The sequence below is a fragment of the Rhizobium sp. 01T444 genome (assembly GCF_056398305.1).
Genome location: NZ_JBFTPD010000027.1, coordinates 1 through 25518, shown reverse-complemented (window position 1 = coordinate 25518; position 25518 = coordinate 1). Strand labels below are relative to the sequence as shown.

Below are 25518 nucleotides of genomic sequence, written 5' to 3'. Positions count from 1 at the left end.
GCAGAAAGAGAAACAGATCCGTCATGTCCATCCAACATCCTCCCGGCTCCATCGTCGGCCTGCCGAAATTTTCCGCCCCCACCGATTTTGCCGAAAGCCCGCTCTCGCAGGCGCTCAAACAGCCGGTACTGCTCGGCCTTTTCCTGCCGATCCAGGCCGGTGGCTGGACGCAATCGACCCTTGAGCGGTCGACCGACTGGCGCTTCGACTACAACAAGGCGCTCACGTTAAGGGCCGAGGAACTCGGCTTCGATCTCGTCTTCGCCCTGTCGCAATGGCTGCCGAAGGGCGGCTATGGCGGCGTCTTCAACGGCCAGGCCCTCGACAGTTTCGTATCAACCGCAGCCCTTGCCGGGCTCACGAAGAAAATCATGCTGATCTCCACCATGCATGTCCTCTACGGTCCCTGGCATCCGCTGCATCTTGCCAAATTCGGCGCCACACTCGACCACATCACCGGCGGCCGTTGGGGCATCAATGTCGTGACCGGCCACCGCGCGGTCGAGCACGAAATGTTCGGCTGGCCGCGCATCGAACATGACAGGCGTTACGAGCTGGCGGCCGAATTCCTCGAGGTCGTGCAGCGCCTCTGGAGCGACACGGAGAACTATTCCTTCGAGGGCGAAAGCAGCTGGAAACTCGGCGGCGGCTTCGTGACGCCGAAGCCCAATTTCGGCCGACCGATCCTCGTCAATGCCACGGGTTCGGATGCCGGCATCGCCTTTGCGGCCCGCTATTCGGACATCGTCTTCATCACCAGCCCGACGGGGGCCGATATCGACAGCGCGCTACAGTCGCTGCCCGCCCATACCAAGAGGGTCAAGGATGCGGCCAAGGACGTCGGACGCACGGTGCGCACGCTGCTCAATCCGATGGTCATCTGCCGGCCGACAGAAAAAGAGGCCTGGGAGCTTGCCGACAGGATCGTCGCCCATGGCGACCAGCGCTCGCCGCAGGGGTTTTCGTCGCTAAACTCCGACGCCCAGGCCTGGAAAGGCCGCGATCCCCAGGATCCCTACCGCTTCGTCGGCGGCAATATCCGCGTCATCGGCTCGCCTGAAAGCGTGGTCGACCAGTTTCTGAAATTGAAGGCAGCCGGCGTCGACGGTCTGCAGCTCAGCTTCTTCGATTTCCGTGACGACCTCGAATTCTTCGGCAGCGACGTGCTGCCGCTGATGAAGCAGGCCGGCCTGCGCCACTGAGAAAGGGACAACCATGACCAGCAATGCCATTTCCGAAATCTGGTACACGCGCTGCCCGGTGCCGACACCGGTTGGCCTTGCCGCCCAACTCGGCTACCTGGAGGAAGGCTTCCGCAAGGAAGGTGTGACACTTAAATCGATCATCGACTCGCCGGACCGCGCCATCCGCCAGAGCCATTTCAACCATACGCTGGACTGGTCCTTCCGCCATGGCGGCAATGTGCCGCCAATCCGCGCCCGCTCGGAAGGCCGCAAGACCCGGCTCGTCGGCATCACCTGGACCGACGAGTTTCAAGCGATCATCACCCTGCCCCAGACCGGGATCAAACRCACCAAGGACCTGAAGGGGCGTCGTTTCGGCATTGCCCGCCGGCCGGAAGGTATCGTCGACTTCATGCGCGCCACGGCCTTGAAAGGTCTGCAGTCGGCCCTTTCACTCGAAGGTCTTGCGCTTGGCGATGTGGAGATCATCGACATCGCACTTGCCGATTCCGTGCTTGCCACCCAGGAGGGACCATCGCTATTCGGTCTAAAGCGTCGTCAGGCCTATGGCGAGGAGATCGCAGCCCTCCTCCGTGCTGAGGTGGATGCGATCTATGTGAAGGGAACGGCCGGCATCAGCGTCGCCAATCTGATCGGTGCCGTTCAGGTCGTTGAATTCGGTTTTCACCCTGACCCGAAGATCCGCATCAATTCCGGTTCGCCGCGCGTCCTCACTGTGGACGAACTGCTTGCGGACGAGCGACCCGATCTCGTCTACCGGCTCCTGGAGGCGATCTACAAGGCGTCCGACTGGGCCGAAGCCCATCCCGACGAAACCCGCCGCTTCGTTGCGCGCGAGGCAGGCGCCACCGAGGAGCAGGTACTGGCGGCAAACGGGGCGGAGATCCACCGCCATCTCGGCCTCGGTCTGGAGCCCGGGTTGGTCGAAGCGGTCGGCCACTACAAGGATTTCCTGCGCGACTTTGGTTTCCTCGCTGCCGACTTCGATATCGCCGATTGGGTCGACCGCCGTCATATCGACGGCTTTGATGCCCGCGCTGTCGCCTGACAGGAGATAAGCATGCTGCAGGAAACGTTCGACCCCATCGACAGAGCACGACGGCTTGCTAAGGATTTCGCGGTAGACGCTCATCATTTCGACGCGAGCGGCGAATTTCCTTTCGAGAACTTCGCCCGGCTCTACGAGGCGGGCCTGCTCGGCTTGATGACGGCGCCAGAGCACGGCGGCTATGGCGGCGGGCTTGCGGATGCGCAGGCTGTGATCAGCGAGATCGCCCGCGGCGAACCCTCCACGGCGCTGGTGCTCGCCATGCACTACAATAGCCACTACAGCCTGCGGCGGTTCGGAAAATGGCCGAGCCATCTCGCCGAGCGGGTGCTTCTTGCCAACCGGCTCGGCCCGGCCCTGATCAACGCCGCCCAGGCCGAGCCGCGTATCGGCTCTCCGGCCCATGGCGCCTTGCCGGAGACGATTGCAAGGCGGGTCGGCGACAGCTGGCGGATTACCGGTCGCAAGACCTATGTGACCGGCATTCCGATCCTCAAATGGGTATCGCTTCTGGCCCTGACCGACGAGCCCGAGCCACGACTTGCCTCCTTCCTCGTGCCGACCGACAGCCCCGGTTTGACGATCGAGAAGACCTGGAACGCCGCCGGCATGCACGCGACCGCCAGTGACGACATCATTCTTGATGATGTCGCGATCCCCCTCGAAGACGTTATCGAGGCGCAGCCCGCTTCGGAGCCGATAAGGCGGGAGGAGCACGCGACGGCCTTCTTCTTTTCGCTGATCGGCGCCGTCTATCACGGCGTGGCGCTGTCGGCGCGTGACAGGGTGATCTCCTTCTCGGCGCATCATGCGCCTGCAAGCCTCGGCGCACCGATTTCAACCGTGCCCCGCATCCAGGATGGTCTCGGCGAGATCGAGGTTCGCCTGTCGACGAATGCCAGGCTGCTGCGTTCGCTCGGCGAAGACGTCGATGCCGGAAGGCCGGTCGGGATCGACGGCATGGCGGTGCGCCATGTGGTGATCGACAACGCGGTTGCGGTGACAAGCCTGGCGCTCGATCTTGCCGGTAATCCCGGGCTCAACAGGGATTTCGGACTCGAACGTCAGCATCGCGATGCGATCACCGGCCGCTCGCACGCGCCGCAGAACCACATGGTCAGGGTGATCGCCGCCAAAAACGCCCTCGCTCGCCTGGAGGCGGGGCGTATCTGAAATTCGAAATAACACAAGGCTCGGCCGTCCCCGTAGGGGCGGCCGGTCATGTCGGAGCCATCAGGCATCCGGGCTCAGCCATATCTGGCCGAAGCTGTTGTTGATGCCCTGCGCTCCGGGCGCGAAATTCTTCACCTTTTTACTGGCGACGATTTGCGAGCCTGCGGCGACAAGATCGACCGAGACGACATCCTCGTGAATGATGCGCTGGAACTGGTACCAGAGATCGCGGCGCTTGGCCTCGTCGGGCTCGACGGCTGCAGCTTCGAGCAGCCGGTCGACCTCGGGGTTGGCATAGTGGCTGGCGTTGGAGAAGACGAGGCCGATCTTGAAATTCTTGGACCAGTAGGCGCGCTGGACCCCGAGCGTCGGATCGAACGTGTTAGACAGTGATTCGATCACGAGGTCGAAGGCGCGATCGGTGTAGACAGTCTTCAGGAAGGTCGCGAGGTCGAATTTGAGAATTTCCGCATCGATGCCGACGGCCAAAAGCGACTGGCGGATGAAGTCGGCATAAGAGGGCGGCAGGAAGGAATTGTAGGCAAGACGAAGCTTGAAGCGCACGCCATTTGCACCGCGCGGGTAGCCCGCCTTATCGAGCAGCTTTTCTGCGAGCTTGGGATCCGGTTCACGGGCCTTGATGCTCGGATCATACCATTTCGGCAAGGCGGTGCTGATCGGGCTCGGCGAGACCTGCGCATAGCCGAACAGAGCGATATCGACAAGCTTCTGCAAATCGATGGCATGCGCGATCGCCAGGCGCACGTCGCGCTTGGTCAGGATTTCGTTCTCATAATTGAAGAACAGTTGCTGCTGTGGTCCGGAATAGGCATAGGTCGTCGTATCGACGACCAGGTTGGGATTGGCCTTGAGGCGCTCGATGTCCGACAGGGGCACTGGGTTGGCGCCGATATCGATCTCGCCGGTCTCGAGCGCGGCAGCGCGAGCGGACGGATCGAGGATGACACGCAGGATGACACGATCGAGATAGGGCTTTCCCGCATCCCAGTAATTCGTATTGCGCTCGAAGATCAGGTGGCTGCCGGGAACCCATTCCTTCAGAAGAAACGGGCCGGTTCCGATCGTCTGGGCAAGCTTGGGCTGCTCTTGTGGTTTGAAGGTTTCGTAGACATGTTTCGGAACGATCGGCGATTCCGAACTGGAGAGCGCCGTAATGAGATAGGGCGCGGGTTTGGTGAGCACGACGATTGCTGTGTGCGGATCGGGCGTCTCGACGGCCGTGACGTTCTGATAGGTGATCCGGCCGCGCGGATGGGCTTCCTTAAGCCGGAAAATGGTGAAGGCGACGTCGGCCGATGTGAAGTCGGCGCCGTCATGCCATTTGACCCCCTCGCGCAGCTTGAACGTATAGCGCAACTGATCCTCGCTGACCGACCACTCGGTCGCAAGAAGCGGGATGGGATTAAGATCGTAGTCGAAGTCGAACAGGCCCTCGTTGATCTTGGGCCCGATGGCCTGGCCGGTGCCTGAGGATGTATTGATGGCGATCAGTGCGCTCGGATCGGGATAATAGGCCCAGTTGAGCGTGCCGCCTCTGACTGGGGTCTCGCTTGCGGCGCCGGCAACCTGGGGACCGGCGGCACCAAATGCAAGGCCGGCGGCGCCTGCGAGGAGGAACTGATTGAATTGACGGCGGCTGATCGACATGGTCGGCTCCAAAGGCGGCGACGCTCAAGAAAGCGCTGACGGAGCCCCATGCCCCGCTGTCGGAATGATCCCTTTGCGGCCGGCCGAAGCAAAGGCAGATTTTCTATCGCGGCGGAGAAGCAAAGCTTGTCGCGCAGGCATCGCGTCCGCTGCAACAGGCAGCGGACGGCGCTCGACGTTGCCAATGGTGAAAGATGGGATCTAGCGAAGGACGTGGCCCAATAGCCGACGCGCATTGCCACCGGCAACCAGAGACCGTGCTTGCGCGTCAAGACCTGCCGCTGCCAGGTTTTGCGCCAGCGTTTGCCGGGAAAGGGCGGGAAGGATGGGCCAGTCCGTTCCAGCAACAACACGCTCGGCGCCGAAGAACTGCACCAGAATGGCGATGATCGACGGATCGTCGCCCATCGTGTCGAAGTAGACATTCGGCCGATGCCCGGCAGCGCGGTTTTGTTGGGAGTAGCGGCCACCACGCGCCGCCTGCACGACCGCGCCCAAGCCAAGGGTTGCGAAGACGAAGTTGAGATCCGGGAACTCGTCCAGCACGCCGTTTTCCAGCAGGGACAGAAAGGCAACGCCGTTCATCAGCCCGCGGCCCAGCGAATTGCCGAGCTTGCCGGCACCGGCAATAAGGACGCCGGCTTGCGGCGCATTGACCGGATGCACGAAAACCGGCTTGCCGAAACGAGCTGCGACGGCGAGCGTAGGGCGGGCGACCGGATCACCGATGAACTTGCCATCACGATAGGAATCGACGACGAGGCCGGCCAGTCCAAGTTCGCCGAGCGCCCTCTCTGCCTCCCGGGCGGCCACCTCGCCGGAAAAGGGATCGATGGTCGCCAGTGCGGCCAGGCGGTCGGGCTGGGTCTTGACGAGCCCGGCAAGCCAGTCGTTCACCTCGACGATCACATGAGGATCGGCAGGCTTCTCCATACCGAACAGGCTCTCGACGGTCGTGCTCAAAACAGCAAGCGAGACACCAGCCGAGGAAAACTCGTCAATCAGGGAAGCCGGGTCGACAATCTTCTTCAGGACAGTGTCGGGAAGCCCGGCGGATATGCGTTTGCTGCCATCAGCACCCCATTCGAGGGGCCAGAGATGTGTGTGAATGTCGACGATATCCAGTTCGTGGCTCATCTGCTGACGCTTTCCTTCGAATAACGATTGTCGTTGGTGGTCTCGTGTCCCGCGCCAGGCGGGTCTCATCGGTGATGGATCTCAGAACCAAGGCATCGAGCGCAAACACCACGCCGGTGACGCTGAAGCTTTTTTGGAAGTGGGGAGCGGTCTTGCGCAGCTACGCGGCCTCAAGCCCGTGAATACGCCTGATTTCCTCGGCGACCAGTGCCTGGAGCCGCCATAGATTTCGATCGCGGATGCCCTTCTCTTCGAGATGCTTGACGGTGAGATAGAGATATTCGGCACAGGACCCCATATGCCCGCAGGCCCTGGCCAGAACCTCGGCGACGCTTTCCAGAGGCAGCCCGCGCAGAACGCGCTTGCCTTTCGGTCCGGCCCAGAACACTAAGGCGCGCAAAGGTCCCTGTGGCGTTTCGATCGGAACCCATCGGATGAAGGAGGAGTCGGTGATCGTGCCAATCTCCCTGCGGATCATGCGACGGATCTGCCCCATGCGGTCTTCTTCCGAGAGCCTGTAGGCGACGCCGTTGCATTGCCCACCCTGATCGAGCGCCATCATCAGACCGGGCACGGCATCGGTCGCCCGCCACCGCGTCATCTGCAGGCAAAAGGACCTGTGCCAGCCGCGGGCACGGGCGTGCTGCCATTCCACCGCGTCGAAGTCCGGCTTCCAGATCAGCGAGCCATAAGCAAAAACCCATAGCGGCCGGCCCACGGCGTCACGGTACAGTCTCTCCGAAAGGACCTGAAGTTCCCCGTCGCTTAGCGGAACACGATTGGGATCCGGTCCGGGGTCAGCTTCCAGCCTCAGGCTGAGTGAAACGAGATCGGCCGTCAGCGCCATCGTACGCAAGTCTGCGGGATGGTTCTTTTCTTCCGAGGCGGCCTCATGGATCGGTGAGGCTTTCGACAAGAACGCCTGCATCCTAGTGGACCGTGAACTGGCTGAAATAGGCCTGTCGATCACGCACTGCCCGGATCAGCAAGGCGGCCTCGCGCATGATCGCATTGAAGGTCGCATCGTCGGCCGATGCGATGCCGTCCGACATAGTCTGGAGAATTCCGATCAGGCGCCCGATGGATTCCTGTGATACCCCATTCTGGCCTTCCAGCCCTTCGGCAAGAGCGGCGAGCGTTCTCACAATCTCGTCAATGATCTGACGGCGGCGCGCCTGGCTTGCCGGCGGATCGCCAGCCCCGGCTAACGCCGTTTCTTCTAGGTCCCTGTCCATCATGGCTCGCCGCTTCATCGTCGTCGATCAAATCAGTCCGAGGACGAGCGCCAGAATGAAGGCAAACGATCCGGCGGCCGCAACCTGATGGAGGCGCAGACAGACGGGAGAGAGCCAGTCGGCGCGATGTCGCGGCAAGAAGCGCTGATGATTGTCGACAATTGCCATTGTCGCCTCCGTTAATACCAGATTGGAGCTGCCGCTCGCCAAAAGGAAAGCTCGTATTCCAGTGCCGTCTGGCGGTCTTCACCCTCGAGACCGGGCGATCCGACCTTTTGTCCGTGCACTCGCCGGTGAGAAAGCCGGGTAATTCTCGCAGCGAGCTGGGCAAGCATGCCTCGTGTCATAGCGAACCTCCTCGATCGGTCGGTTGTTACGGAGACAATTCGGTTCGCCTGGCGCTCGAAAGCAGGTCGCGAGGCGACGCCATCTTTCCGAACAGTTTCAGCAGGCGATTCTCTTCAGACTTCGCCAGCCGGTAGCGCCGCGAGAAGTCGAAGACGCTCCATAATTCCTCGCTCGTTGGCTCAGACTCGGTCTTTTCCTGCAATCTCTGGTGCATGGCCGCCTCCTATTCTGCGGCATACAGCGCCGGGCGAGAGCCTGGGAAGAAAGCGTCGATCTCGCTTATGACCTCGTCTATGCGCTTGGAAAGCTGTTCGGAGGAAACGGCGTAGTCGGCAAAATCCCGATCGGACGCATAGATCGCAGTCGGAAGGGTATGAGACATGAAGAAGCCGAACAACGGGCGCAGTTGATGTTCGACCATCAGTGCGTGCCGGTCGCCGCCGCCCGTTGCGGTGATGATGATCGGCTTTGCCCGCAGCTCGTGCGGATCAATCAGATCGATCAGATGTTTGAAGAGACCTGGATAGGAACCCTTGTAGGTGGGGGAGCCGACGATCAGCAAATCCGCGCTGACGATCTCGGAGATCACGGCCTCGGCCTGTCCGTCAAGATCTCTGCGCCAGCTGGCGTCTCCAAGGGAAGGTCCGACATCAAGCATGTCGTAAACCTTGCTAGTGAAACCATGTTTGTCGCTAGCGATGCCGGCGATATGGCTCACGAGCGCCAGCGTCTTGGACGGACGGTTGAAGCTGCCTGCGATTCCAACGAGTTTGAGAGCGGCCATCGGCTTTCCTTTCGTTAAAATCACTATTGTCTATAAAAATACTAGATTAAAGAAACGGCAGTTTATGATCGGCGCAATGCGCGAAAAAAATGCCTCTTTCTACGGCGGCTTGAACGGGCTCCATCGCATCGTTCCATCTGCGGCCGTGCCGCGTTGAGCGATCGATGCTTATGTTTCAAGAGCCGATGCGGGCTGCGACGGGAACCGCAAGCGCGCTCGCGTCACCAGCCCGAGCAGGATCCTGCGGATAGGGCAGCCCATAGCGGTCACGAACCGTCTTGCCTTCATATTCCCGCCGATAGACGCCGCGATCCTGCAGGATTGGAATGACTTTATCGACGAATTCCTCGATATCGTCGGGCGCGCGTGGTGGCTGGAGTGTGTATCCATCCACGGTAGCGTCCGCCCAGAGATCGATGATGTCGTCAGCCACGTCCTCTGGCGTCCCGAGCAGGAGGCGATGATGGCCCTCCGACCTGCGCACCGCTTGTCTCGCGGTCAGCTTCTCATGCGTCAGAAGGTCAGACAGACCAAGTCCCATGCCCACGGCCTGCAGGCGATTGGGATCAGGGATGAACCGTTCCGCATCCAGCACGGCGTCGGGATCGAAACCGTCTGGGTCGATGCCGTTCTCCTTGACGAACCGCGCCAGCAGTCCGTCTTCCGACCCCGTGCCGCTATAAAGTTCGTGCTTGCGCAGCGCTTCCTCGCGGCTTTCGCCGAGGATGACGACAAGACCGGGCACGATGCGGATACCCGACGGATCGCGACCGATTGCGACGGCGCGATCCCTCACCTTCGCGCCGAAAGCCCGGCCCGCGCCGCGCGAAAGAATGTTGCAATAGATGATTTCACCGTGACGCGCGGCAAGTTCGATACCCCCCTCGGATGCCCCGGCCTGGGCGATGACGGGATGCCCCTGCGGCCCTTTCGGCACGTTGAGCGGCCCTCTGACCGAAAAATAGGCGCCCTTGTGATCGATCGTATGCGAACTTCCCGCGTCCCAGAAACGGTTTTCAGGCACCTCGCCCTCACGCATCGGGTCCCAGCTCGCCCAGAGCTCCTTGGCGACATCAAGGAATTCGGAGGCTCTGGCGTAGCGCTCGCTGCGCGCAGGCAACGGTTCGGAACCGAAATTGGCGGCGACATGCGGGTTGAAGGAGGACACGACATTCACGATCAGCCGGCCGCCCGAGATGATATCGGTCGACTGCACCCGCCGGGCAAAATTGAACGGCGAATTATAGGTCGAGGACATCGTCACGACGAAACCGATATCCGGCACCTGTGCCGAAAGGGCGGTGCAGAGGATCAGCGGATCGATCGTATGAAAGGGCCGGCTCGCGGGATCGGTCATCAGCGCCGGATGATCGGAAAAGAAGACCGCATCGAAGCGCCCCTTGTGCGCAAGTTCGGTCAGCCGGCGGTAATAATCCGGGTCGTTGATGTCGTGCCGGTTGCCGCTCCTGTATTTCCAGGCATTGGCAAGATAGCCGGTGGTGTTGATGCCGACGTTAAGATTGAGTTTGCGGGCCGGTGTCGTCATTGTCAGGCAACCTCGCTGCTCGGGCCGAATGGTGTGATGATCTTGCGGTAACCGACGGCTGCCGGCTTCTTGCCGGAGACGGCGAACTCGCCCACGACGCGATCGTGATAGATGCGCGGATTGTGCGAGGTGATCGTGCGGGCGTTTCGCCAATGGCGATCGAGCGCTGTGGCACGTTTGGCCGCGGATGCGCCGAGGGCGTCGAAGAGAACCGTCGTCGCCTCGAGGATGAGCGTCGAGATGACGGTGACCGCCTGGCTCGTTTCGATATCTGCAAGAAGGTGGATATCGGTTTGTTCAGGATCGACGCCGGCGGTATTGGCTTCAAAGGACCGCTGCAAGGCTTGCGCGACATTCAGTACGATGGCGCCGGCAGCATAGGCCGGCCCCCTGACACGGCCCACCACTTCAAGCACCTGCGGATCTTCCGCGCTCGTCGCGCCATTACCGCGCGGGTAGATCCTGGCCCGGCTGCCGACATGGCGGGCGAGCTCCTTGGCGGCAGCCCGGCCGATCCCGGCAAGGCTTGCCAGGTGGACGAGCTGGAAGAAGGCTGGGGTATAGGGAAAGCGAGCCGAATCCGGTTTGATGTGGGCGCCCTCCAGCCTGACGTTCTCAAACCGCGCGGTACCACTGCCGCTCATGGTCTGCCCGAAGCCATCCCAATCGTCGAGGATCTCCACGCCGGACACGGACGTGGGCACGAGAGCGGCGACCGGCGAACCCGATCCGTCGACGGCGGCCAGGTTGATCCAGTCGGCATAGATCGAGCCGGTGGTATAAAACTTCTCGCCGTTCAGGCGATAGAAATCGCCATCCGGCACGATTGTCGTGGAATGGTCCCCGACCTTGAGGCCGGCGAGCTCCGAAAAGCCGCTGCCGATCATCTCGCCGCGCCCGAGGCGAGTCAGCCACTCGTCCTGCCAGCTATTGTTCGGCGCATTAAGGAGATCCTCCGTGAAGCCCAGATGGCTGCGAAAGATATTGGTGATATTGGGATCGGCCGCCGCGAGTTCGATCAGCAGCGCAAAAAGCTCCGGCAAGGTAACCTCAAGACCGCCATAGACCGCCGGAATACGCAAAGCGCCGAAGCCCGCCTCCCGCAGCCATCGGACTTCCTCGAAAGGCAGGCGCCGCTGCTGATCCCTTTCGATTGCCGCCTCCCCTATCCGATCGAAAATGGGACGGAATCGCGCGGCAATTTCCTCATAGCGCGCCGAGGGGCCACGGCCCCAGCCTTCATCGATCCTGGTCATCAACACGCTTCCTCAATGTCTATGATTGTTCTGTTCTGGCTTTTCGACTGCCGGCTCGCTCACGCCCAGCCAATCGAGCAGCTGCAGGCGAAGCCGGTTGAAGCCTATGCTGCCGGTCGAGCGCGGCCGTGGCAGATCGATCGTCGCTTCATGCGCCACCACCCCGTCTCGCATCACCAGCACCCGGTCGGCAAGCAGCAGCGCCTCTTCGACGTCATGGGTGACGAGGAGCACCGCTTGCCGATGTTTTTGCCAGAGATCGGCGACGAGGGCCTGGGCCTTCAGCCGCGTCAGCGCGTCCAGCGCTCCGAAGGGTTCATCGAGCAGCAGCAAATGCGGATTGCGCACAAGCGCGCGCGCCAGCGATGCACGCTGGGCCTCGCCGCCGGAAAGATCCTTTGGCCAGGCATCGCCGCGATGGACCAACCCCACTTCGGCAAGCGCCGTCTCCGCCCTCGCCCGGTTACCGCTCCTGCCGAGTCCGGCCACGACATTGCTCCAGACCCGCTTCCAGGGAAAGAGCCGCGGCGACTGGAACGCCACGCCGCGGCGCGGTGAGACAAAGACATCGCCCTCGATCTCGTGATCGAGATCCGCCAGGATGCGCAGCAGCGTACTCTTGCCACAGCCGCTCGCGCCCAGCAGGGCGACGAATTCCCCGTGTCTGATTTCGAGGTCGAGATGATCAATGACGGTGCGCGGCCCAAAGCGGCGCACAAGCCCGTGAACGCTGACCGAGAGACCCGTCGGGGACGGGGCGTGAAAGGACATGCTCATGCTCCATCGAAGCTTTGACGCCATCTGAGCAGCACGCGCTCGAGCAGCCGGACGATGAGGTCGGCCGAAAGCCCGAGAAGCGCATAGATGACAAGGCAAAGGATGATGATGTCGACGCGATAGACTTCGCGTGCGTGGGTGATCAGATAGCCGAGACCGCCTTGCGCATTGACCGTCTCGGCAAATACCAGCGCCAGCCAGGCAGATCCCAGCGAGTACCGCAGGCCGACGAGCAGGTTCGGAAGTGCTCCCGGCAAAATGACCTGGAAGATCAGCGCGGTTCGCCCGAAGGAGAGCGTGCGCGCCGCCTCGATGAGGGTCTTGTCGACATTGCGGATCCCGGCGAAGGTATTGATGTAGAGCGGAAACGTCACGGCGAAGGCGACGAGCGTTATCTTCGGTGTTTCGTCGATACCGAGCCAGATGATCAGGAGCGGCACGAGGCCGGCCCAGGGAAGCGTGCGCGCCATCTGCATCGACGCATCGACGAGGTCCTCTCCGAGGCGCAGGAGCCCGGAGATGACCGCGAGGCCGACGCCGATCACGAAGCCGAAACAAAAGCCGATGACGACCCGCTGGAGCGACAGCAAAAGGGCTTCAGACAGGTCGCCGCCCGTGATCATGTCGAGGAGGGTTGCCCAGAGCGTCGCCGGTCCCGGAAACAGGTCCTCCGAAATCCAGCCGTAGCGCGTGGCCAACCACCAGGCGACCACGAGCGCAGCAGGTCCGAGGCTCTTGCCGAAGCCCCGCGGCAGGGAAGCCGTTTTCTGCTTGCCTGCCGGAACGATACGTTCAAGACCCGTAACCGGGCGAGGATCGGACACGCCCGATCCGGGTAGCGCCGGTTGCCCTTCCGAAAGGCTGGCGAGCAACGCCATCAATTCGTCTTTGCCAGCTTCTTGTTCTCATCACGGATTACGTCGCCAAAATCCTTGAGGACATAGTCTTCGACCCTGAAATCGCGCTTGAACTGGCCGCTTTCATGAAAATAGGCGACCTCCTTCTGCCAGCCGGCAAGCACGTCGTCATCGGTTGCGGGAACATATTCCACCCGCGAGCGGCTGGCCTGGAGGTTGGCCGCATCGAGCGAGATCTGCGACAGCTTGGCGACCTGCTCGGCCCATTCCGTCGGATGGGCGTTCACCCAGGCTTGCGCCCGGATGATGCGACGCGCCAGGTCCTCGAGAGCGGCCTTGCGGGCCGCATCCTCGACGGAGGACGTCGGCGCGTAGAGGACGCCCGCCGTGTCGATCACCTTGCTCAGCGATTTCAGAATGCGCGCGCCATGCTGCTGCTGGGCGATCGCCGTGTTCGGATCCCAAACCACGAAAGCATCGACTTGACTGTTGACCAGCGCCGACAGGCCGTCCGTCGTGTTGAGATTCAGGATCAGCTTGTCGTCCCATGGCACGCCGGCCTGTTCCAGCGCCTTGGCGAACTGATAGTGCTGCTTCGTGAAATAGGGCAAAGCGACCTTGTGACCCTTCAAATCGGCCACGTCCTTCAAGGAGGAATCGCCGCGCACAAGGATGGCGCTGCCGCTTTCCTTGCGCTCCCGCGTGCCGGCCAGGATCGTCACTTTCACGCCATTGGCAATCGCCGCCAGCACGCCGGTGTCACCGCCGGCTGCGATATCCACGTGTCCGGCGCGCAGCGCTTCGACGAGCGGCGGCGTGGAATCGAAATCCGCCCATTTGATCTTGTAGGGAAGATTTTCGATTTCATTGGCAGCGATCAGCTGGCGGTGCAGGCCCGTCTTGTTCGGGGTGCCGACCGTCAAGGTCACGCTCGCGAGGTCGGGAGCACCCTGCGCCCAGGATGCACCGGCAAATAGGCTGGCAACAGCGATGCCAAAGCCAGCGTTGCGGATCAGACCGGTAATCTCTTTAAATCTCACTCTTCGTTCCTCCTGGCCGATCGGCCCCATGGCGCTTCAATGAGCGAAGGGCCGGTGAATGACGGTCAAAAACCTACGAGAGGTAGGAAATGCAGGTAAGAAAATAAACTCTATAGATTTTATGTATTATGAAAATGCTTTTCGGGTTTTGGTCTGTGCTCGCATCGACCGGCTTCGAAACGGTACGGCGCGACCGCTAGTCTTGAGCCATCACCACAAAGGACAAGGAGACCAATCATGGGCCAGAAGACGATTTCGCGCGAGACGTTCCGGCATTGGCTTGCAGATGGGAACGAGCTTGCAGTTTTCGATATCCGCGAGCCCGATGTCGTGGGTTACGCCTCACCGCTCTTTGCCACCAATCTGCCGGCCGACAGAGTTGTGCGTGAACTTTCGCGCTTTGTGCCGCGCAAGGTCGTCCGCACCGTGCTCGCCGACGGCGGCGATGGAGCGGCCGAGCGCCTTGCCGCGGAAGTTGCAGTTGCCGGATGGCCGAACATCTTCGCGCTCGACGGCGGTATTCCCGGCTGGACGGCAGATGGAGAAGGGGCCGAATTGCCGACATTCGATACGCCCGGCGTCGACTTTACCCTTGCAGTCAAGGAGGAAAAGGGCACGCCGGTCATCTCTGCCGATGAATTGAAGCGACTTCGCGATGATGGTGAAGATGTTGTCGTCATCGACACCCGCACCGTGCCCGAGTTTGCCCGCGAGCACGTGCCCGGCGCCGTCAGCGTGCCCGGTGCGGAATTGGTATTGCGCTTCAAGGACGTGGTGCCCTCCGAAAAGACGAGGGTCGTTGTCTCCTGCGCCGGCCTGCCGCGCGCCATCCTCGGCGCACAAACGCTGATCGACGCTCAAGTTCCCAACAAGGTGTCCTATCTTCACGACGGGACCAAGGCCTGGACCGCAGCCGGCCTCAGCCTGGAGACAGGCAAGACGCGCACCTACGGACAGGCCAGCGAGACGGCGGTCGAATTTGCCCGCCGGCAGATCGGCATCCTGAGCAGCGGTGATAATTTCCCCGAAATCGATATCGCGACCGCAAGGGCATGGGCGGCCGATCCCGATCGCACCACCTACCTCTTGGACGTCAGGACGCCGGAGGAATTCGAAACCGGCCATCTCGACGGCACACTGTCTTCGGAAGGCGGCCAGCTGCTCGGTGTGGCCTATCGGACCATCGCGGTCAGAGGGGCTCGCGTCGTACTAGTCGACGACCTCATCGGCGCACGCGCGCGCATCGTGGCCCACTGGCTGCAGCGACGTGGTTATGAAATCGCAATCCTGTTGATCGATTTTGCGTCGCAGGAATTAAGCAACGTGGCCTGACGCGCTCCAGGCGCTCTGCGTCGGCCTTGCCCAGAACCGCATCGGCCGGAGATCCAAGAGCTGACAACGGACCTCCGGCAGATTGGACCGCACTCCAATCGTCAGATCTTGTCAAACGACATCGGCAGGATTGCGGAAAAGAGAAACTCGGTCTCAGACAGTCGGCCTGACTGCGGTCGAACTAAGGCGCCACGATAGAATGGCGGACCGCGGGCTGGCGGCTTCATCTCAACTTCGACCGTTCAGAAAGACGTTAGCCCTGTCGATCCTGCCGGGCGGCAGCGAACCTCACACACATATTCCAGTTCCCCATCACACGGATGTCGCCTGCACCACGTTCGTAGCGTTGCCAATCCATTCATTCAGCGACGCAGCGGCGGCATGGCTCTGTGAGACGATCTGCGGCACCAGATCGATATCGGCAACACTGCCAAGACCCAAGAGGCCCATCGCAAAAAGACCGGAAACTGAACGGTGCGCAGCAATAGTGCGCCCGCATTCGTCGGCGACGAGACCAAGTTCGAGCTCATCGCGTGTTGCCAGACCGCACGCAACCACGGACCTTATAAGGGAACTGTCATTGGTGGACGAAGGAAGCCGGCAGTCAACCGTGAAATCGGCCTGAAGTACTTCGAGGCCTTGCGAGGCCGACAGCAACACACCATTGCTGGCAATGCGTTCAACCCTGCCCTTCCTCAAGGTGATCGCGCCGCTTTCGATAGCCTGATGCAGGTGCCTGTAATCGTCTGGCGGCAACCGGTGGCGATGGCTGTCATACACTGCTTTCACATGCCGTTTGAACCTTGCGCGTTCATCCGGCCTCAACTCCTCCCAAAGCTCGCGTGCCTGCAGCCGAAACCCGTTCATGATGCCCTGCCATCCAGACCCCTCTGCGTCCGCCCGCCTTGCCGCATCGCGCAGATAGCGGAACGCACCACGCAGCGTTCGCGGGATGGGTTCGCCCGCAGCGGCGGATCCGACCGCCGCCTGGGCATGCGATTGCGGCAGAAAGCCGGATTCGGAAATGAGATTGATATGAGGGACCTTGCCGTCTTTCAGAAGCGCAAGGGCTTGACCCACGGCTTTGACCCCGCCTCCGATCACGACACCGCTTTGGGCTCCGATGGGTATTGTGGGCTTCTCCAGACTGTCGCGCAATCCATAGCCCGTCGCCAGGAAGACGACGTCGAAATGCTTCCTCTGGTCATTGCCGAAAAAAACGGAAAAGCCCATCTGCGGATGGCGATCGATTGCGATCACGGTCTCCGGAAGGAATTGAACAACCACGTCCGGCCGCGCCATCAACGCCTCAGCGAAACGCTTGTAGACGTAGCTGCCAAACACCCGCTCCGGAACGAATGAGTGCTCGAGCCCCGCAGAATTGGCGGGAAGGCCATCATGCCAATCCCTGTCCGCTTCCAGCCAGCTCTGGAAGTCGTCCCTGCGCGTGGGATCGACGGACAAGTCGCGAACACGACTGTTCAATACCGTTGCCACAGCATGGTTCACGCCCTCTCCGACGTCGATCTTGGGTCGGGGATCGAACATTATCAGGTGAAAAGGACGATCGATGCCTTTGAACAGAGCGATTGCGGTCATGATGCCGGTAAAGCCCCGGCCGACGATCGCAATTCTCGCAAGGCGGTCCGCATCTTTCCCCTGAGGGTCCAAAGAGTGGGGCGAGAGAAGAGTCATGCGTTGGCTCCTTCTGCGTTGGATCAGCTCGGTTTACAAAAACACAGCCGGAACTGTTCTTGCCGCGTTAATCTCTACAAAGATGATAGATAATGGTCGCCGGATAGCAAGATCTATTCGGCAAGTCATCCTCGCCAACCCCCGCCACAGGACGCAAACCGTTTAATGTGCTGGGTAATTTCTCAACCGCATCCGCATGGGGCTGCCGCGAATTGCGACCTTTGACCTGCGTCGACGGCAGAATTTTCTCTTTTTCTATCGAATATATAGGAAAATAAACGAGCTTTCGTCGTCGTCGCGAGCGTTTGCAACCTCCCCCCACGGTAGCAACCGGCCTAGCATCGCTTCCTACAATGGAGACGAGTACTCGCGGTTTGAGGAGGTTGGCATGGCAGGTTTAAACCGCAGCTTGAGCGATCTGTCAAAAGAACCGCCCCCGTCGTCAGACGTTTCTAAATTGTGGGACGCGCTTTGCGGTGAGGCGATGGATGCAGCCTCGAAGGATCCGTCCCTGGCTCGTACAATGAATTCCGCAGTTCTTTATCATGCGAGTTTTGCGCAGGCGCTCGCGCAGCGCATCGCCTTCAAACTTGCCAACCACGACCTTGATCAGGATGAGCTGTTGTCCGTGATCGCCCAGGCGCTGATCAGCAACGCAGATATCGTCGATCATGCTGCTGCGGATTTGGCGGCGATCAAGGAACGTGACCCCTCAAATGCGGAAATCCTGACGCCATTCCTGTACTTCAAGGGATTCGTGGCTTTGCAGGGACAGCGTGTCGCGCATTGGCTTTGGCATCATGACCGCATCCATATGGCCCGGCACGTGCAAAGCCGCATTTCCGAAGTCTTTGGGGTCGATATTCATCCCGCCGCGAAAATGGGAAAGAGCATCATGCTCGATCATGGAAGCGGCCTCGTTATCGGCGAGACAGCGGTTGTCGAAGACGACGTATCGATCCTTCAAAACGTGACCTTGGGCGGAACCGGCAAGGAAAGCGGTGATCGCCATCCAAAAGTAAGGCGTGGGGCGCTCATCGGAGCCGGAGCCAAAATCCTCGGTAATGTAGAAATTGGCGTCGGCGCCAAGGTTGGGGCCGGCAGCGTGGTCGTCGGTTCCGTTGCGCCCTACACCTCCGTCGTCGGCATTCCGGCGACACCGACCGGAAAACGCCACTCAAGCCTTCCCGGCATCACAATGGATCAAGCGCTGGCAGAGCCGGAATACATCATCTGATGCAGGCTTTCGCAGACGCTGCTGTCCCGGACCCTATGTCTAGGAGACTCTGGGGCGGATATTGCCCCTCGTTGCATTCTGGTTTCGCATCTTTCGAAGAACCGCACTCACCGCTTCAGACTCTGCTATCTTTGCCCAATCGGGAACAACAATAGCATCATTGCGACCAAACCCAGTCCCGCGCCGACCATCTGTGAGGGAGCGAGCCGCTCGTCAAAGACAAAATATGCAATCACGTTGATGAGCAGCAGTTGAGCAACGGCGGAAACCGATATGGCGAGCCCCATTCCACCCTCTCTCATCAGCCGCACCATGATCAGATTACCCACACAATAAAGCGCAAGTGACAGGACCAGCACAAGAATGCTGTTGGTCGCGATATAGGTGCGTGAAGCGGTCGCCGCACCGAGGAATGTTGCCATTGCGCCGGCGAGCCAAAGCAGAAATTCTATTCTCATAGGTGACCTTCGTTCGTCTTTCCGCAAGCTGCATACAGCTGTCGGCCGAGGATCGCCAGCATTGGATTCCACTTACGGATCGGCTGTTCTGGCCTAATCGGACGCTTTTCTCAAGCCTCGCATCGAGAGCGTGAATGACGTTCTCGATCCGCAGCAGCAGGCTCTTGCCGACATCGTCTTTCACCATCCATCGGCTGATTGCGGGTCTTTCTGAGATCGTCTGCGGTAGAATTTGTCATGGAGCGCCTCGATTTGAGTGCCTTATACTTCGCATCAGCAACGACCTTCGGTCATCATCTCGACAGTCGACGATCTTCGGCGGTTCATTCCTCCCGACCCGCTACGTCGGCTGTTCCCCCTCTGGAGGTTCTTGACCTTCACACCTCGAGGCCCGGCTTTACGCCCGTGGCCTCTTTTTTTGTCCATCAGGCCCAGATCCCGTTGCCATACAGCCGTTGTTTGCGCACTCTTGCGCCGCGTTTTCTCAGCACAATTTCGAATTCTGTCTCTGGATCGGGGGGATTTGATCTAGCTTTTCAGCCCCTGGCAGGCGCTCGGACGTGGCCTGGTGGTGTGTCGTGAACTCGTCTCCAGGCCCGCCGAAACTGTCGAGCCGACGAAAAGCCGATGCGTTCGGCGACGTTTTCCATATCGAGTCTTGAACCGATGATGAGTTCTCGTGCGAGCGCAATTCGCATGCGGTTTACATAGTCGGTTACGCTCATGCCGGTGTGCTCGTTGAAAAGCCGTGACAGATTGCGCGGGCTCGTCGCGGCGATCTTGGCAAGCGCCTCGACGGACCAGTTCTGCGACGGATCGGCACCGACGGCATCTTGAGCTCTGTGGATCGCCGGATGGAGGTGGTTTCGCCCTTCCAGCCACGGCGACAATTGAGGATCACCGCCGGCCCGTCGCAGGTAGATGACCAGCGTGCGTGCGACGGCAAGCGACACGGCGTGGCCGACCTCTTTTGCGACAACGGCAAGCATGAGATCGATCCCTGCAGTGACGCCGGCACTGGTCAAGCGCTCGCCGTCCTCGACATAGAGCCGGTTTTCGCGGACGCGAGCGGTCGGAGCAAGTCGGACGAGATCCTGCAGCATGGAATGATGGGTGGTGCATTCGTGTCCCTCGAGCAGTCCCGCGCGTGCCGCAAGCAAGGCACCGGAACAGATCGTCGCAAGCCGGATACCAGGACGAACGATCGCCCTCAGCCATTCAACGATTTTCGCTTCGAGAGCCGCGTCTCCCGGAGCAGTCTCAACCGCTCCAGCGAGCGGTTCATCCACCGCACCGGAAACAACGAGAAGTGCGTCATCGGGCAGGCGTGCCGGAAGCGGGGAAATCCTGGCCAAGTCGAGACCGGTCGAACTTCGCACCTCTGCGGCAGGTCCGATGTAGGTCGGCAAGAACGCTATCGATTCCTGTTCGAGATTGGCTCTGCGCAAGACTTCCATCGGACCTGCGATATCGAGCAGGAGCGCCCGCGGCGGCACGACCACAAAAACCGGGATGATGCGCCGGGGGCCTTCCACCATTATGCGGCCGCTCGTGCTGAAAGCCCGTTGAGCACCTGCTCCACGGTAACGATACGGGCAAAACGATCGGCAAGGACCAGTTCCGTGCGCGCCCTGATCTCGGCGGCACTCCATTCGCGGCCGGATGTATCGGTCATTGGAAAGGTCAGCGTCGCCTCGCCGACATAGTCGACCTCATAACCGAGGTCGGAGGCGTGCCTGGTCGTCGTCTCACAGCACTGCTCTGTGCGAATGCCGGAGACGATGACGCGGCGGATGTGGTTTTCAGTCAGCCAGACGTCCAGGCCGCTGCCAACGAGCGCGCTGTGGCGGCGCTTGCGAAACACCGCATCCGCCTTGATCTGAAGCGGCGTCAGCGGACGGACGAAACCCGAGCCTTCAGAGAAAACGCCTGACTCCTCGACGTGAAATATCTGGACGACCGGAAGACCGGCCCTTTTCGCGCCATCGATCAGCGCCTGCTGAGACGCAATGTAAGTCCCGATCTCATCTTCACGGAAATAGGGTCGATGACGGAAGGATTCCTGGGCATCGATGACGAGGAGTGCGGTATCTGCAGACATGTGATTATCTCCAAGGGATGAGCGTGAAGACAGTCTACCGACAACACCATACTGCGAAATGCCGATTGCGGACAGATAGCGGACAGATCGCGCCAACCCGAAGACCGCCCGCACGCCCTCACCTTCGGGAAGTGTCAGACGACCGATCATCCCGGCCGACGGCAGGAAGCTATCCGGATCCTCGGCATTGATACGGCATTCGATCGAATGGCCGGTGCATCGGGCCTCGGCTTGATCGATCTCCAGACGGCAGCCCTGGGCGACCTTGATCTGCTCCTGGACGATGTCGAGACCGCTCGTCATTTCGGTGACAGGATGTTCGACTTGCAGGAGCGTATTCATCTCGATAAAATAGAACCTGCCGTCCTCGAAGAGAAACTCGAAAGTCCCGACGCCGCGATAGCCGATCTGACGGCAGGCCTCCACGCAGGCCAGCCCGACGGGATCGGTGATCCGCGGCGAGATACCCGGGGCTGGCGCCTCCTCGACCACTTTCTGATGGCGACGCTGCATAGAGCAGTCCCGATGGCCGAGCCAGAGAGCATTTCCGTTGTTGTCGCAGAGGACCTGGATCTCGATGTGACGAGGATGCTGGAGGAATTTTTCCATGTAGAGCTCGGCCGAGCCGAAGGCCTGTCGCGCTTCCTCGCGGGTCAGCGCGACGGCTTCATGCAGCTGCCCCGCATCGGCAACGACGCGCATGCCGCGACCGCCACCACCGCCAGCGGCCTTTATGATGACGTGGTATCCGATCTTACGGGCGGTGCGTTCGATCACATCCCGGTCTTCCGGAAGGGCCGTGTCCGGCCCGGGCACGCAGGGAACGCCGGCTGCGATCATCGCCCGCTTTGCGGCAATCTTGTCACCCATTGTTGCGGTGGCCGAGGCTGGCGGTCCAATGAAGACGAGGCCGGCTCTTTCGACCGCCTCCGCAAAAGCCGCCTTCTCCGGCAGGAAACCGTATCCGGGATGAATGGCGCCGGCACCGGTCAGCCGGCCGGCAAGCAGGATTGCATCCTGATTGAGATAACTCTTTGCCGCCGGAGCAGGTCCCACGCAGAGGAAGTGTTCAGCGTCGCGCCGGTATGGCGCCTGCCTATCCGCCTCCGAGCAGATCATGACCGTCTTGATCCCAAGAGCGTGGCAGGCACGCTGGATCCTCGTTGCGATCTCGCCGCGGTTGGCGATCATCACGGTATCGAACCGGAGAGGCGCCGCTGCACTGTCGGAAGACTGCCTCATGCCGTGATCTCCGCAAGGAGGTCACCGGTCTCCACCTCGCCACCGTCGATCTCGGACAGACGCGTGATGCGTCCCGCGCGCGGAGAGGTAATGCGGTTGAATACCTTCAAGGCCTCGATGATGAACAGCGTCTGACCTTCCTCGACGGTCTCGCCCAACTGCACGAACGCCGGTTCGCCGGGAGAGGGAGCGCGGTGGAGGATGCCGAAGATGGGCGCCCTGACTGTCACCGCGGCGGTGTCGGCCGTTACCGGTCCCGTAACCGCGTCCTTGGAAGGGTCAGATAAGACCGGAGCGGGCGCGGCTGCCTGATCGTTGAGGCGAAAGATCCGGACGGTCGTGTCCTTCTGTGTGACCGTCAGCTCAGTGACGTTCGACCGCCCAACGCAGTCGATCAAGGTCTTTATCTTTTCCAGATCCATGAGCATCTCGGTATTTGGAATGCAACTTCCAGCCGCACCCGACGGCGACGACTGCATGACCATTCCCTAGCATGATGCTTGTGACGATGGGGTCAGACGAAGTTTTGATGACCGGCAATTTGCGCCGACCGGCACGGTGAGGCACGGTTCGCAGAGAGCCCAATAATCTTCGGCTCCGACCGTACGATGCGGAGTATATGTCCAGTCGGAGGTCTTTGAGCGTATCCCGAATGCTCTGCGATCTCGCAGGCACCCTCCAAAATAAAGAAGCGTATCTGAGCTTTCAGCATCAAGTCGATGCGGTCGGCGCTCAGGCCTTTCGTGATCGCGCTCGGCGTCTCGATCTGCTTCTTCCGGCAGGTGATCGGCGCATTGGGCAAGCGATACGATGATGGGCTGGACTGGTGGCGCCGCATTCGCCTTTTGGCTCGCCCACCAGTTCGCCCGCAGACAACTCGTCGTCAGATGTGGACCCAAAGGGCGACCTGAAGCTCATCGCCGCAGAACGATCCGGGCCTCGAAACCATCTCCACGGCTGCTCGCTGGCGAGCGGAGCTCCAATACTCCACCCATCTGGCGAACGATCGTATCGGCAATGGCAAGTCCGAGGCCGGCGCCCTTGGCAACGGTCGCACCTCTGCGAAACCGAACTTTCAGGCTTTCCAGTTCGGCCGCAGAAAGCACCGGGCCGTCATTGGCGATACTGATACTACCATCATCATCGACCGAAACGCCGATCGTGCCTCCCGGACTTCCGTGCAGGATCGCATTTTCGATGAGATTGCTTGCGACGATCCCGAAGGCGTCCACATCGACGGCACGCATCAGGGGATCTGCCGAAGCGGAGTAGGTAAGCCTCTTGCCCGTTGCAGGATTGCGCTGATAGTCGCGGACGATCAGGTCAAGCACCTTGCGGAGATCGGTCACCGTGGCCGTCTGCCCAAGACCCGCGTCGGCTCGAGCAAGCTGCAGAAGTTTTTCCGATGTGCGCCCAAGCTTGGTGAGCGCGGCCTCGATGTTCCGTGCGCGAGCTTTCGACGCTTCGTCCGGCAACTCGGCAAGAAGTCTCTGTGTCTGCGCCAAGGCCCCGGCTACAGGTGTCCGAAGCTCATGAGCGCTGTTGGTGGCGAATTCCCGTTCCGCATCGATGGTCGCCTTCACGCGCTGCAGCAGCAGATTCACTGACTGAGCGATCGGCCTCAATTCTCGTGGAATCGTCTCCGTCTCGACAGGAGAAAGGTTGCCACCGTCCTTTTCCGAGATCGCTGTGCGCAGCTTGTTGATGGGATCTACTGCGCGTCTCGCAATCCACATCATCAACAGGACGCTGACAGGCAGCAGAATGGCGAGCGGGATAAGCATCGTGACAGCGCTTTCCCGCACGGCCTCACGTCGGTGGCTCAACCGGTCGGCCGTCTGAAGGAAAAGAGCGCCGTGCGAGCTCTTCGCGGTGTAAAAGCGATATTTTTCAGAATCATGGAAGCCGACAGTGAGTGGGGCATCGAATGGCTCGACGGGAGCGTCTTTCGAACGGAAGACAACCACTCCGTCGGCGGTTCGAACCTGGTAGACGAGATATTCATGTTTCGACGTCGTGGGCGGCGCCCGCTCGGGCTGCTCACCGCCCTGAACATTCGGCAGGTGCCCCTCCTCCACGATCGCCAGCAGCCGTTCGGTGGTTTCCTCAAGCGCGTTGTCGAAGATCTCGTCGAACTCACTCCGCATCACGAAGATGCCAAGCCCGATCGCACCAAGCCAGAACGCGACCAGCGCGCCCGTGAGCGCGGCCATGAGGGGTCGGATGATGCTGCGGTTCCTCGTCATTCAACTGACAGCATATAGCCGATGCCGCGGGCTGTCCTGATCTTCTCCATCCCAATCTTCTTGCGAAGCCTGCTGATGTACACCTGCACCGTATTGCTCTCGACCTCCTCGCCAAACGCATAGAGGGCATCCTCGATCCGTTTCAGCGCAACGAGCTTTCCCGGTCGCTCGACGAGGAGATCCAGCAATGCCCATTCGCGCGGCGTCAACTGAACGTCCTGTCCGGCCACGCTGATAGAGTGCGTCGATCGCTCGATCACGAGATCTGCTATCTGAATGGTGTTTTGCCGACGTCCCTCGTAGCGACGCCGGACGGCAAGGATTCGAGCTTCGAGTTCGTCGAGATTGAAGGGCTTGATCAGATAATCGTCCGCGCCGGCGTTCAGCCCGGCGATGCGGTCGGATATCTGATCTCGAGCGGTCAGGACGATGACCGGAGCGTCACCTCCCCTTGCCCGAAAATATTCAAGGAAGACCAGGCCGTTGCCATCGGGAAGCTGCAGGTCAAGGAGGACCAGGCCGTAGTCGATGGACTTGCTCGCCGCTTCTGCGTCGATGATCGTACGGACCCAGTCCGTCGCATAACCTGCCGTGTTCGTATGGTCCCGGACCGCATCGCCGATGATGTCGTCGTCCTCGATCAAGAGAATACGCACGATCTATTCCTTCCAGCCTTACGCCTTGGAGAGCGCTCGATGGCGGTGTCATACCAGACCATTGCCAACGTAGCACTCTCAGGCGTCGTCGCGGCTATCGAGAACCCGTCCATCCCCTGATCCCAGACGGTCGTGCGGACAAGCGACCAGCATCTGAAGGTCAGCGCTGATCGCTTCCTCGTGTTTTACCAGTGGTAGGAAATACCGACATTGACGGCGTTGGTGACGATGTTCGTCTTCAGGCGGTCGCCGCTGTCGATCGGAACGTCGACGCGCGAATAGGTGCCCTTGTATTCCACGAAGGTTGACCAGTTATCGGTGACGCGGAAGTCGACGCCAGCCTGCGCCTGGAAAGTTACACCGCCGAACTCATAGTCGAAGGTCGTGCCCTGCGGACGGGTGACTTCAACGTGCGGAATGTTTACCCCGACACCGGCGCCGAGATAGGGGGTCCAGCGGCGGGCCGGGTCCTTGAAG

Annotated in this window: 24 protein-coding genes and 2 pseudogenes; 5 read left to right on the top strand and 21 right to left on the bottom strand. The window is 60.7% G+C overall.

From position 1 onward, the window contains the following. Positions 1–23: 23 nt before the first annotated feature. Genes AC1DTN_RS28225 through AC1DTN_RS28215 form a run of 3 tightly spaced genes read left to right on the top strand, consistent with a single transcriptional unit; the run spans position 24 to position 3426 of the window. Positions 24–1202 carry an LLM class flavin-dependent oxidoreductase gene (locus AC1DTN_RS28225; RefSeq protein ID WP_310381301.1) on the top strand — a complete coding sequence of 393 codons (1179 nt, stop codon included), beginning with the start codon at positions 24–26 and terminating at the stop codon, positions 1200–1202. Between the two features lie 13 nt (positions 1203–1215). Next, on the top strand, positions 1216–2253 hold the full coding sequence (locus AC1DTN_RS28220) for an ABC transporter substrate-binding protein (protein WP_477923574.1): 1038 nt from the start codon (positions 1216–1218) through the stop codon (positions 2251–2253). A 12-nt stretch (positions 2254–2265) separates the two neighbouring features. Then, the gene (locus AC1DTN_RS28215; protein WP_477923573.1) at positions 2266–3426 is read left to right on the top strand and encodes an acyl-CoA dehydrogenase family protein; all 1161 of its coding nucleotides are present in this window, start codon (positions 2266–2268) and stop codon (positions 3424–3426) included. Between the two features lie 60 nt (positions 3427–3486). Here AC1DTN_RS28215 and AC1DTN_RS28210 read toward each other — a convergent pair whose 3' ends face one another. The 12 genes from AC1DTN_RS28210 to AC1DTN_RS28155 all read right to left on the bottom strand — a co-directional run bounded on the left by AC1DTN_RS28210 (position 3487) and on the right by AC1DTN_RS28155 (position 14074). Beyond that, positions 3487–5094, bottom strand: a complete 1608-nt coding sequence (locus AC1DTN_RS28210) for an ABC transporter substrate-binding protein (RefSeq protein WP_113320707.1) — start codon at positions 5092–5094, stop codon at positions 3487–3489. A gap of 201 nt (positions 5095–5295) precedes the next feature. After that, entirely contained in the window at positions 5296–6231 is a 936-nt protein-coding gene (locus AC1DTN_RS28205; RefSeq protein ID WP_113320706.1) for an amidohydrolase family protein, read from the bottom strand. Between the two features lie 160 nt (positions 6232–6391). Next, a complete protein-coding gene (locus AC1DTN_RS28200; RefSeq protein ID WP_310382173.1) occupies positions 6392–7078 on the bottom strand; it encodes a gamma-glutamylcyclotransferase in 687 nt (228 codons plus the stop codon). 82 nt (positions 7079–7160) lie between these two features. Further along, positions 7161–7466 carry a hypothetical protein gene (locus tag AC1DTN_RS28195; protein WP_310381288.1) on the bottom strand — a complete coding sequence of 102 codons (306 nt, stop codon included), beginning with the start codon at positions 7464–7466 and terminating at the stop codon, positions 7161–7163. A 27-nt stretch (positions 7467–7493) separates the two neighbouring features. Beyond that, entirely contained in the window at positions 7494–7634 is a 141-nt protein-coding gene (locus AC1DTN_RS28190) for a hypothetical protein (protein ID WP_162748058.1), read from the bottom strand. A gap of 205 nt (positions 7635–7839) precedes the next feature. Beyond that, positions 7840–8028 (bottom strand): hypothetical protein, encoded by a 189-nt coding sequence (locus AC1DTN_RS28185; RefSeq protein ID WP_113323913.1) that lies wholly within the window; start codon positions 8026–8028, stop codon positions 7840–7842. A gap of 9 nt (positions 8029–8037) precedes the next feature. After that, on the bottom strand, positions 8038–8598 hold the full coding sequence (gene msuE, locus AC1DTN_RS28180; RefSeq protein WP_113323914.1) for an FMN reductase: 561 nt from the start codon (positions 8596–8598) through the stop codon (positions 8038–8040). Between the two features lie 175 nt (positions 8599–8773). Further along, positions 8774–10144: an NtaA/DmoA family FMN-dependent monooxygenase gene (locus tag AC1DTN_RS28175; RefSeq protein WP_442206520.1), complete on the bottom strand. Its 1371-nt coding sequence runs from the start codon at positions 10142–10144 to the stop codon at positions 8774–8776. A gap of 2 nt (positions 10145–10146) precedes the next feature. Continuing rightward, positions 10147–11400, bottom strand: a complete 1254-nt coding sequence (locus AC1DTN_RS28170; RefSeq protein WP_113323915.1) for an acyl-CoA dehydrogenase family protein — start codon at positions 11398–11400, stop codon at positions 10147–10149. A gap of 12 nt (positions 11401–11412) precedes the next feature. Then, positions 11413–12177: an ABC transporter ATP-binding protein gene (locus AC1DTN_RS28165; RefSeq protein WP_439018421.1), complete on the bottom strand. Its 765-nt coding sequence runs from the start codon at positions 12175–12177 to the stop codon at positions 11413–11415. Then, the gene (locus tag AC1DTN_RS28160; protein WP_477923569.1) at positions 12174–13055 is read right to left on the bottom strand and encodes an ABC transporter permease; all 882 of its coding nucleotides are present in this window, start codon (positions 13053–13055) and stop codon (positions 12174–12176) included. Before AC1DTN_RS28160 ends, AC1DTN_RS28165 begins: the two co-directional genes overlap by 4 nt. Further along, positions 13055–14074 (bottom strand): ABC transporter substrate-binding protein, encoded by a 1020-nt coding sequence (locus AC1DTN_RS28155; protein ID WP_162748059.1) that lies wholly within the window; start codon positions 14072–14074, stop codon positions 13055–13057. Before AC1DTN_RS28155 ends, AC1DTN_RS28160 begins: the two co-directional genes overlap by 1 nt. A 237-nt stretch (positions 14075–14311) precedes the next feature. Here AC1DTN_RS28155 and AC1DTN_RS28150 point away from each other — a divergent pair, with 237 nt between their 5' ends. Further along, the gene (locus tag AC1DTN_RS28150) at positions 14312–15406 is read left to right on the top strand and encodes a rhodanese-like domain-containing protein (RefSeq protein WP_113323919.1); all 1095 of its coding nucleotides are present in this window, start codon (positions 14312–14314) and stop codon (positions 15404–15406) included. 312 nt (positions 15407–15718) lie between these two features. On the opposite strand, the gene AC1DTN_RS28145 is transcribed toward AC1DTN_RS28150, so the two are convergent. Then, positions 15719–17101, bottom strand: coding sequence for an FAD/NAD(P)-binding protein (locus AC1DTN_RS28145; protein ID WP_113323920.1), 1383 nt, complete (start codon positions 17099–17101; stop codon positions 15719–15721). A 388-nt stretch (positions 17102–17489) separates the two neighbouring features. Between AC1DTN_RS28145 and cysE the strand changes: the two genes are divergently transcribed. Further along, the gene (gene cysE, locus AC1DTN_RS28140; RefSeq protein WP_113323921.1) at positions 17490–18338 is read left to right on the top strand and encodes a serine O-acetyltransferase; all 849 of its coding nucleotides are present in this window, start codon (positions 17490–17492) and stop codon (positions 18336–18338) included. A 125-nt stretch (positions 18339–18463) separates the two neighbouring features. On the opposite strand, the gene AC1DTN_RS28135 is transcribed toward cysE, so the two are convergent. The 8 genes and pseudogenes from AC1DTN_RS28135 to AC1DTN_RS28100 form a co-directional block, all read right to left on the bottom strand. Continuing rightward, entirely contained in the window at positions 18464–18760 is a 297-nt protein-coding gene (locus AC1DTN_RS28135) for a hypothetical protein (RefSeq protein WP_477923566.1), read from the bottom strand. A 572-nt stretch (positions 18761–19332) separates the two neighbouring features. Further along, positions 19333–20334 (bottom strand): GlxA family transcriptional regulator, encoded by a 1002-nt coding sequence (locus AC1DTN_RS28130; RefSeq protein WP_113323922.1) that lies wholly within the window; start codon positions 20332–20334, stop codon positions 19333–19335. Then, a pseudogene (locus tag AC1DTN_RS28125) lies at positions 20334–20873 on the bottom strand (isochorismatase family protein); the annotation flags it as partial. The gene AC1DTN_RS28130 and the pseudogene AC1DTN_RS28125, both read right to left, overlap by 1 nt. Before the next feature lie 132 nt (positions 20874–21005). Further along, positions 21006–22139: pseudogene (locus AC1DTN_RS28120) on the bottom strand (ATP-binding protein); the annotation flags it as partial. Beyond that, positions 22136–22561, bottom strand: coding sequence for an acetyl-CoA carboxylase biotin carboxyl carrier protein (locus AC1DTN_RS28115; RefSeq protein ID WP_113323931.1), 426 nt, complete (start codon positions 22559–22561; stop codon positions 22136–22138). The gene AC1DTN_RS28115 and the pseudogene AC1DTN_RS28120, both read right to left, overlap by 4 nt. Positions 22562–23053: 492 nt before the next feature. Next, positions 23054–24352, bottom strand: coding sequence for a sensor histidine kinase (locus AC1DTN_RS28110; RefSeq protein ID WP_442206519.1), 1299 nt, complete (start codon positions 24350–24352; stop codon positions 23054–23056). A 29-nt stretch (positions 24353–24381) separates the two neighbouring features. After that, positions 24382–25041: a response regulator gene (locus AC1DTN_RS28105; protein ID WP_113323926.1), complete on the bottom strand. Its 660-nt coding sequence runs from the start codon at positions 25039–25041 to the stop codon at positions 24382–24384. Between the two features lie 185 nt (positions 25042–25226). After that, positions 25227–25518 (bottom strand): outer membrane protein (locus tag AC1DTN_RS28100; RefSeq protein WP_477923562.1); only part of this gene is annotated, 292 nt, incomplete at its 5' end.

Bases quoted from the DNA above. Each gene is read 5' to 3' on its own strand.
- AC1DTN_RS28225 (WP_310381301.1), top strand. From the start codon at position 24: ATGTCCATCCAACATCCTCCCGGCTCCATCGTCGGCCTGCCGAAATTT.
- AC1DTN_RS28215 (WP_477923573.1), top strand. From the start codon at position 2,266: ATGCTGCAGGAAACGTTCGACCCCATCGACAGAGCACGACGGCTTGCT.
- AC1DTN_RS28210 (WP_113320707.1), bottom strand. From the start codon at position 5,094: ATGTCGATCAGCCGCCGTCAATTCAATCAGTTCCTCCTCGCAGGCGCC.
- AC1DTN_RS28205 (WP_113320706.1), bottom strand. From the start codon at position 6,231: ATGAGCCACGAACTGGATATCGTCGACATTCACACACATCTCTGGCCC.
- AC1DTN_RS28200 (WP_310382173.1), bottom strand. From the start codon at position 7,078: ATGGCGCTGACGGCCGATCTCGTTTCACTCAGCCTGAGGCTGGAAGCT.
- AC1DTN_RS28195 (WP_310381288.1), bottom strand. From the start codon at position 7,466: ATGGACAGGGACCTAGAAGAAACGGCGTTAGCCGGGGCTGGCGATCCG.
- AC1DTN_RS28190 (WP_162748058.1), bottom strand. From the start codon at position 7,634: ATGGCAATTGTCGACAATCATCAGCGCTTCTTGCCGCGACATCGCGCC.
- AC1DTN_RS28185 (WP_113323913.1), bottom strand. From the start codon at position 8,028: ATGCACCAGAGATTGCAGGAAAAGACCGAGTCTGAGCCAACGAGCGAG.
- msuE (WP_113323914.1), bottom strand. From the start codon at position 8,598: ATGGCCGCTCTCAAACTCGTTGGAATCGCAGGCAGCTTCAACCGTCCG.
- AC1DTN_RS28175 (WP_442206520.1), bottom strand. From the start codon at position 10,144: ATGACGACACCGGCCCGCAAACTCAATCTTAACGTCGGCATCAACACC.
- AC1DTN_RS28170 (WP_113323915.1), bottom strand. From the start codon at position 11,400: ATGACCAGGATCGATGAAGGCTGGGGCCGTGGCCCCTCGGCGCGCTAT.
- AC1DTN_RS28165 (WP_439018421.1), bottom strand. From the start codon at position 12,177: ATGAGCATGTCCTTTCACGCCCCGTCCCCGACGGGTCTCTCGGTCAGC.
- AC1DTN_RS28160 (WP_477923569.1), bottom strand. From the start codon at position 13,055: ATGGCGTTGCTCGCCAGCCTTTCGGAAGGGCAACCGGCGCTACCCGGA.
- AC1DTN_RS28150 (WP_113323919.1), top strand. From the start codon at position 14,312: ATGGGCCAGAAGACGATTTCGCGCGAGACGTTCCGGCATTGGCTTGCA.
- AC1DTN_RS28145 (WP_113323920.1), bottom strand. From the start codon at position 17,101: ATGACTCTTCTCTCGCCCCACTCTTTGGACCCTCAGGGGAAAGATGCG.
- cysE (WP_113323921.1), top strand. From the start codon at position 17,490: ATGGCAGGTTTAAACCGCAGCTTGAGCGATCTGTCAAAAGAACCGCCC.
- AC1DTN_RS28135 (WP_477923566.1), bottom strand. From the start codon at position 18,760: ATGGCAACATTCCTCGGTGCGGCGACCGCTTCACGCACCTATATCGCG.
- AC1DTN_RS28130 (WP_113323922.1), bottom strand. From the start codon at position 20,334: ATGGTGGAAGGCCCCCGGCGCATCATCCCGGTTTTTGTGGTCGTGCCG.
- AC1DTN_RS28115 (WP_113323931.1), bottom strand. From the start codon at position 22,561: ATGGATCTGGAAAAGATAAAGACCTTGATCGACTGCGTTGGGCGGTCG.
- AC1DTN_RS28110 (WP_442206519.1), bottom strand. From the start codon at position 24,352: ATGGCCGCGCTCACGGGCGCGCTGGTCGCGTTCTGGCTTGGTGCGATC.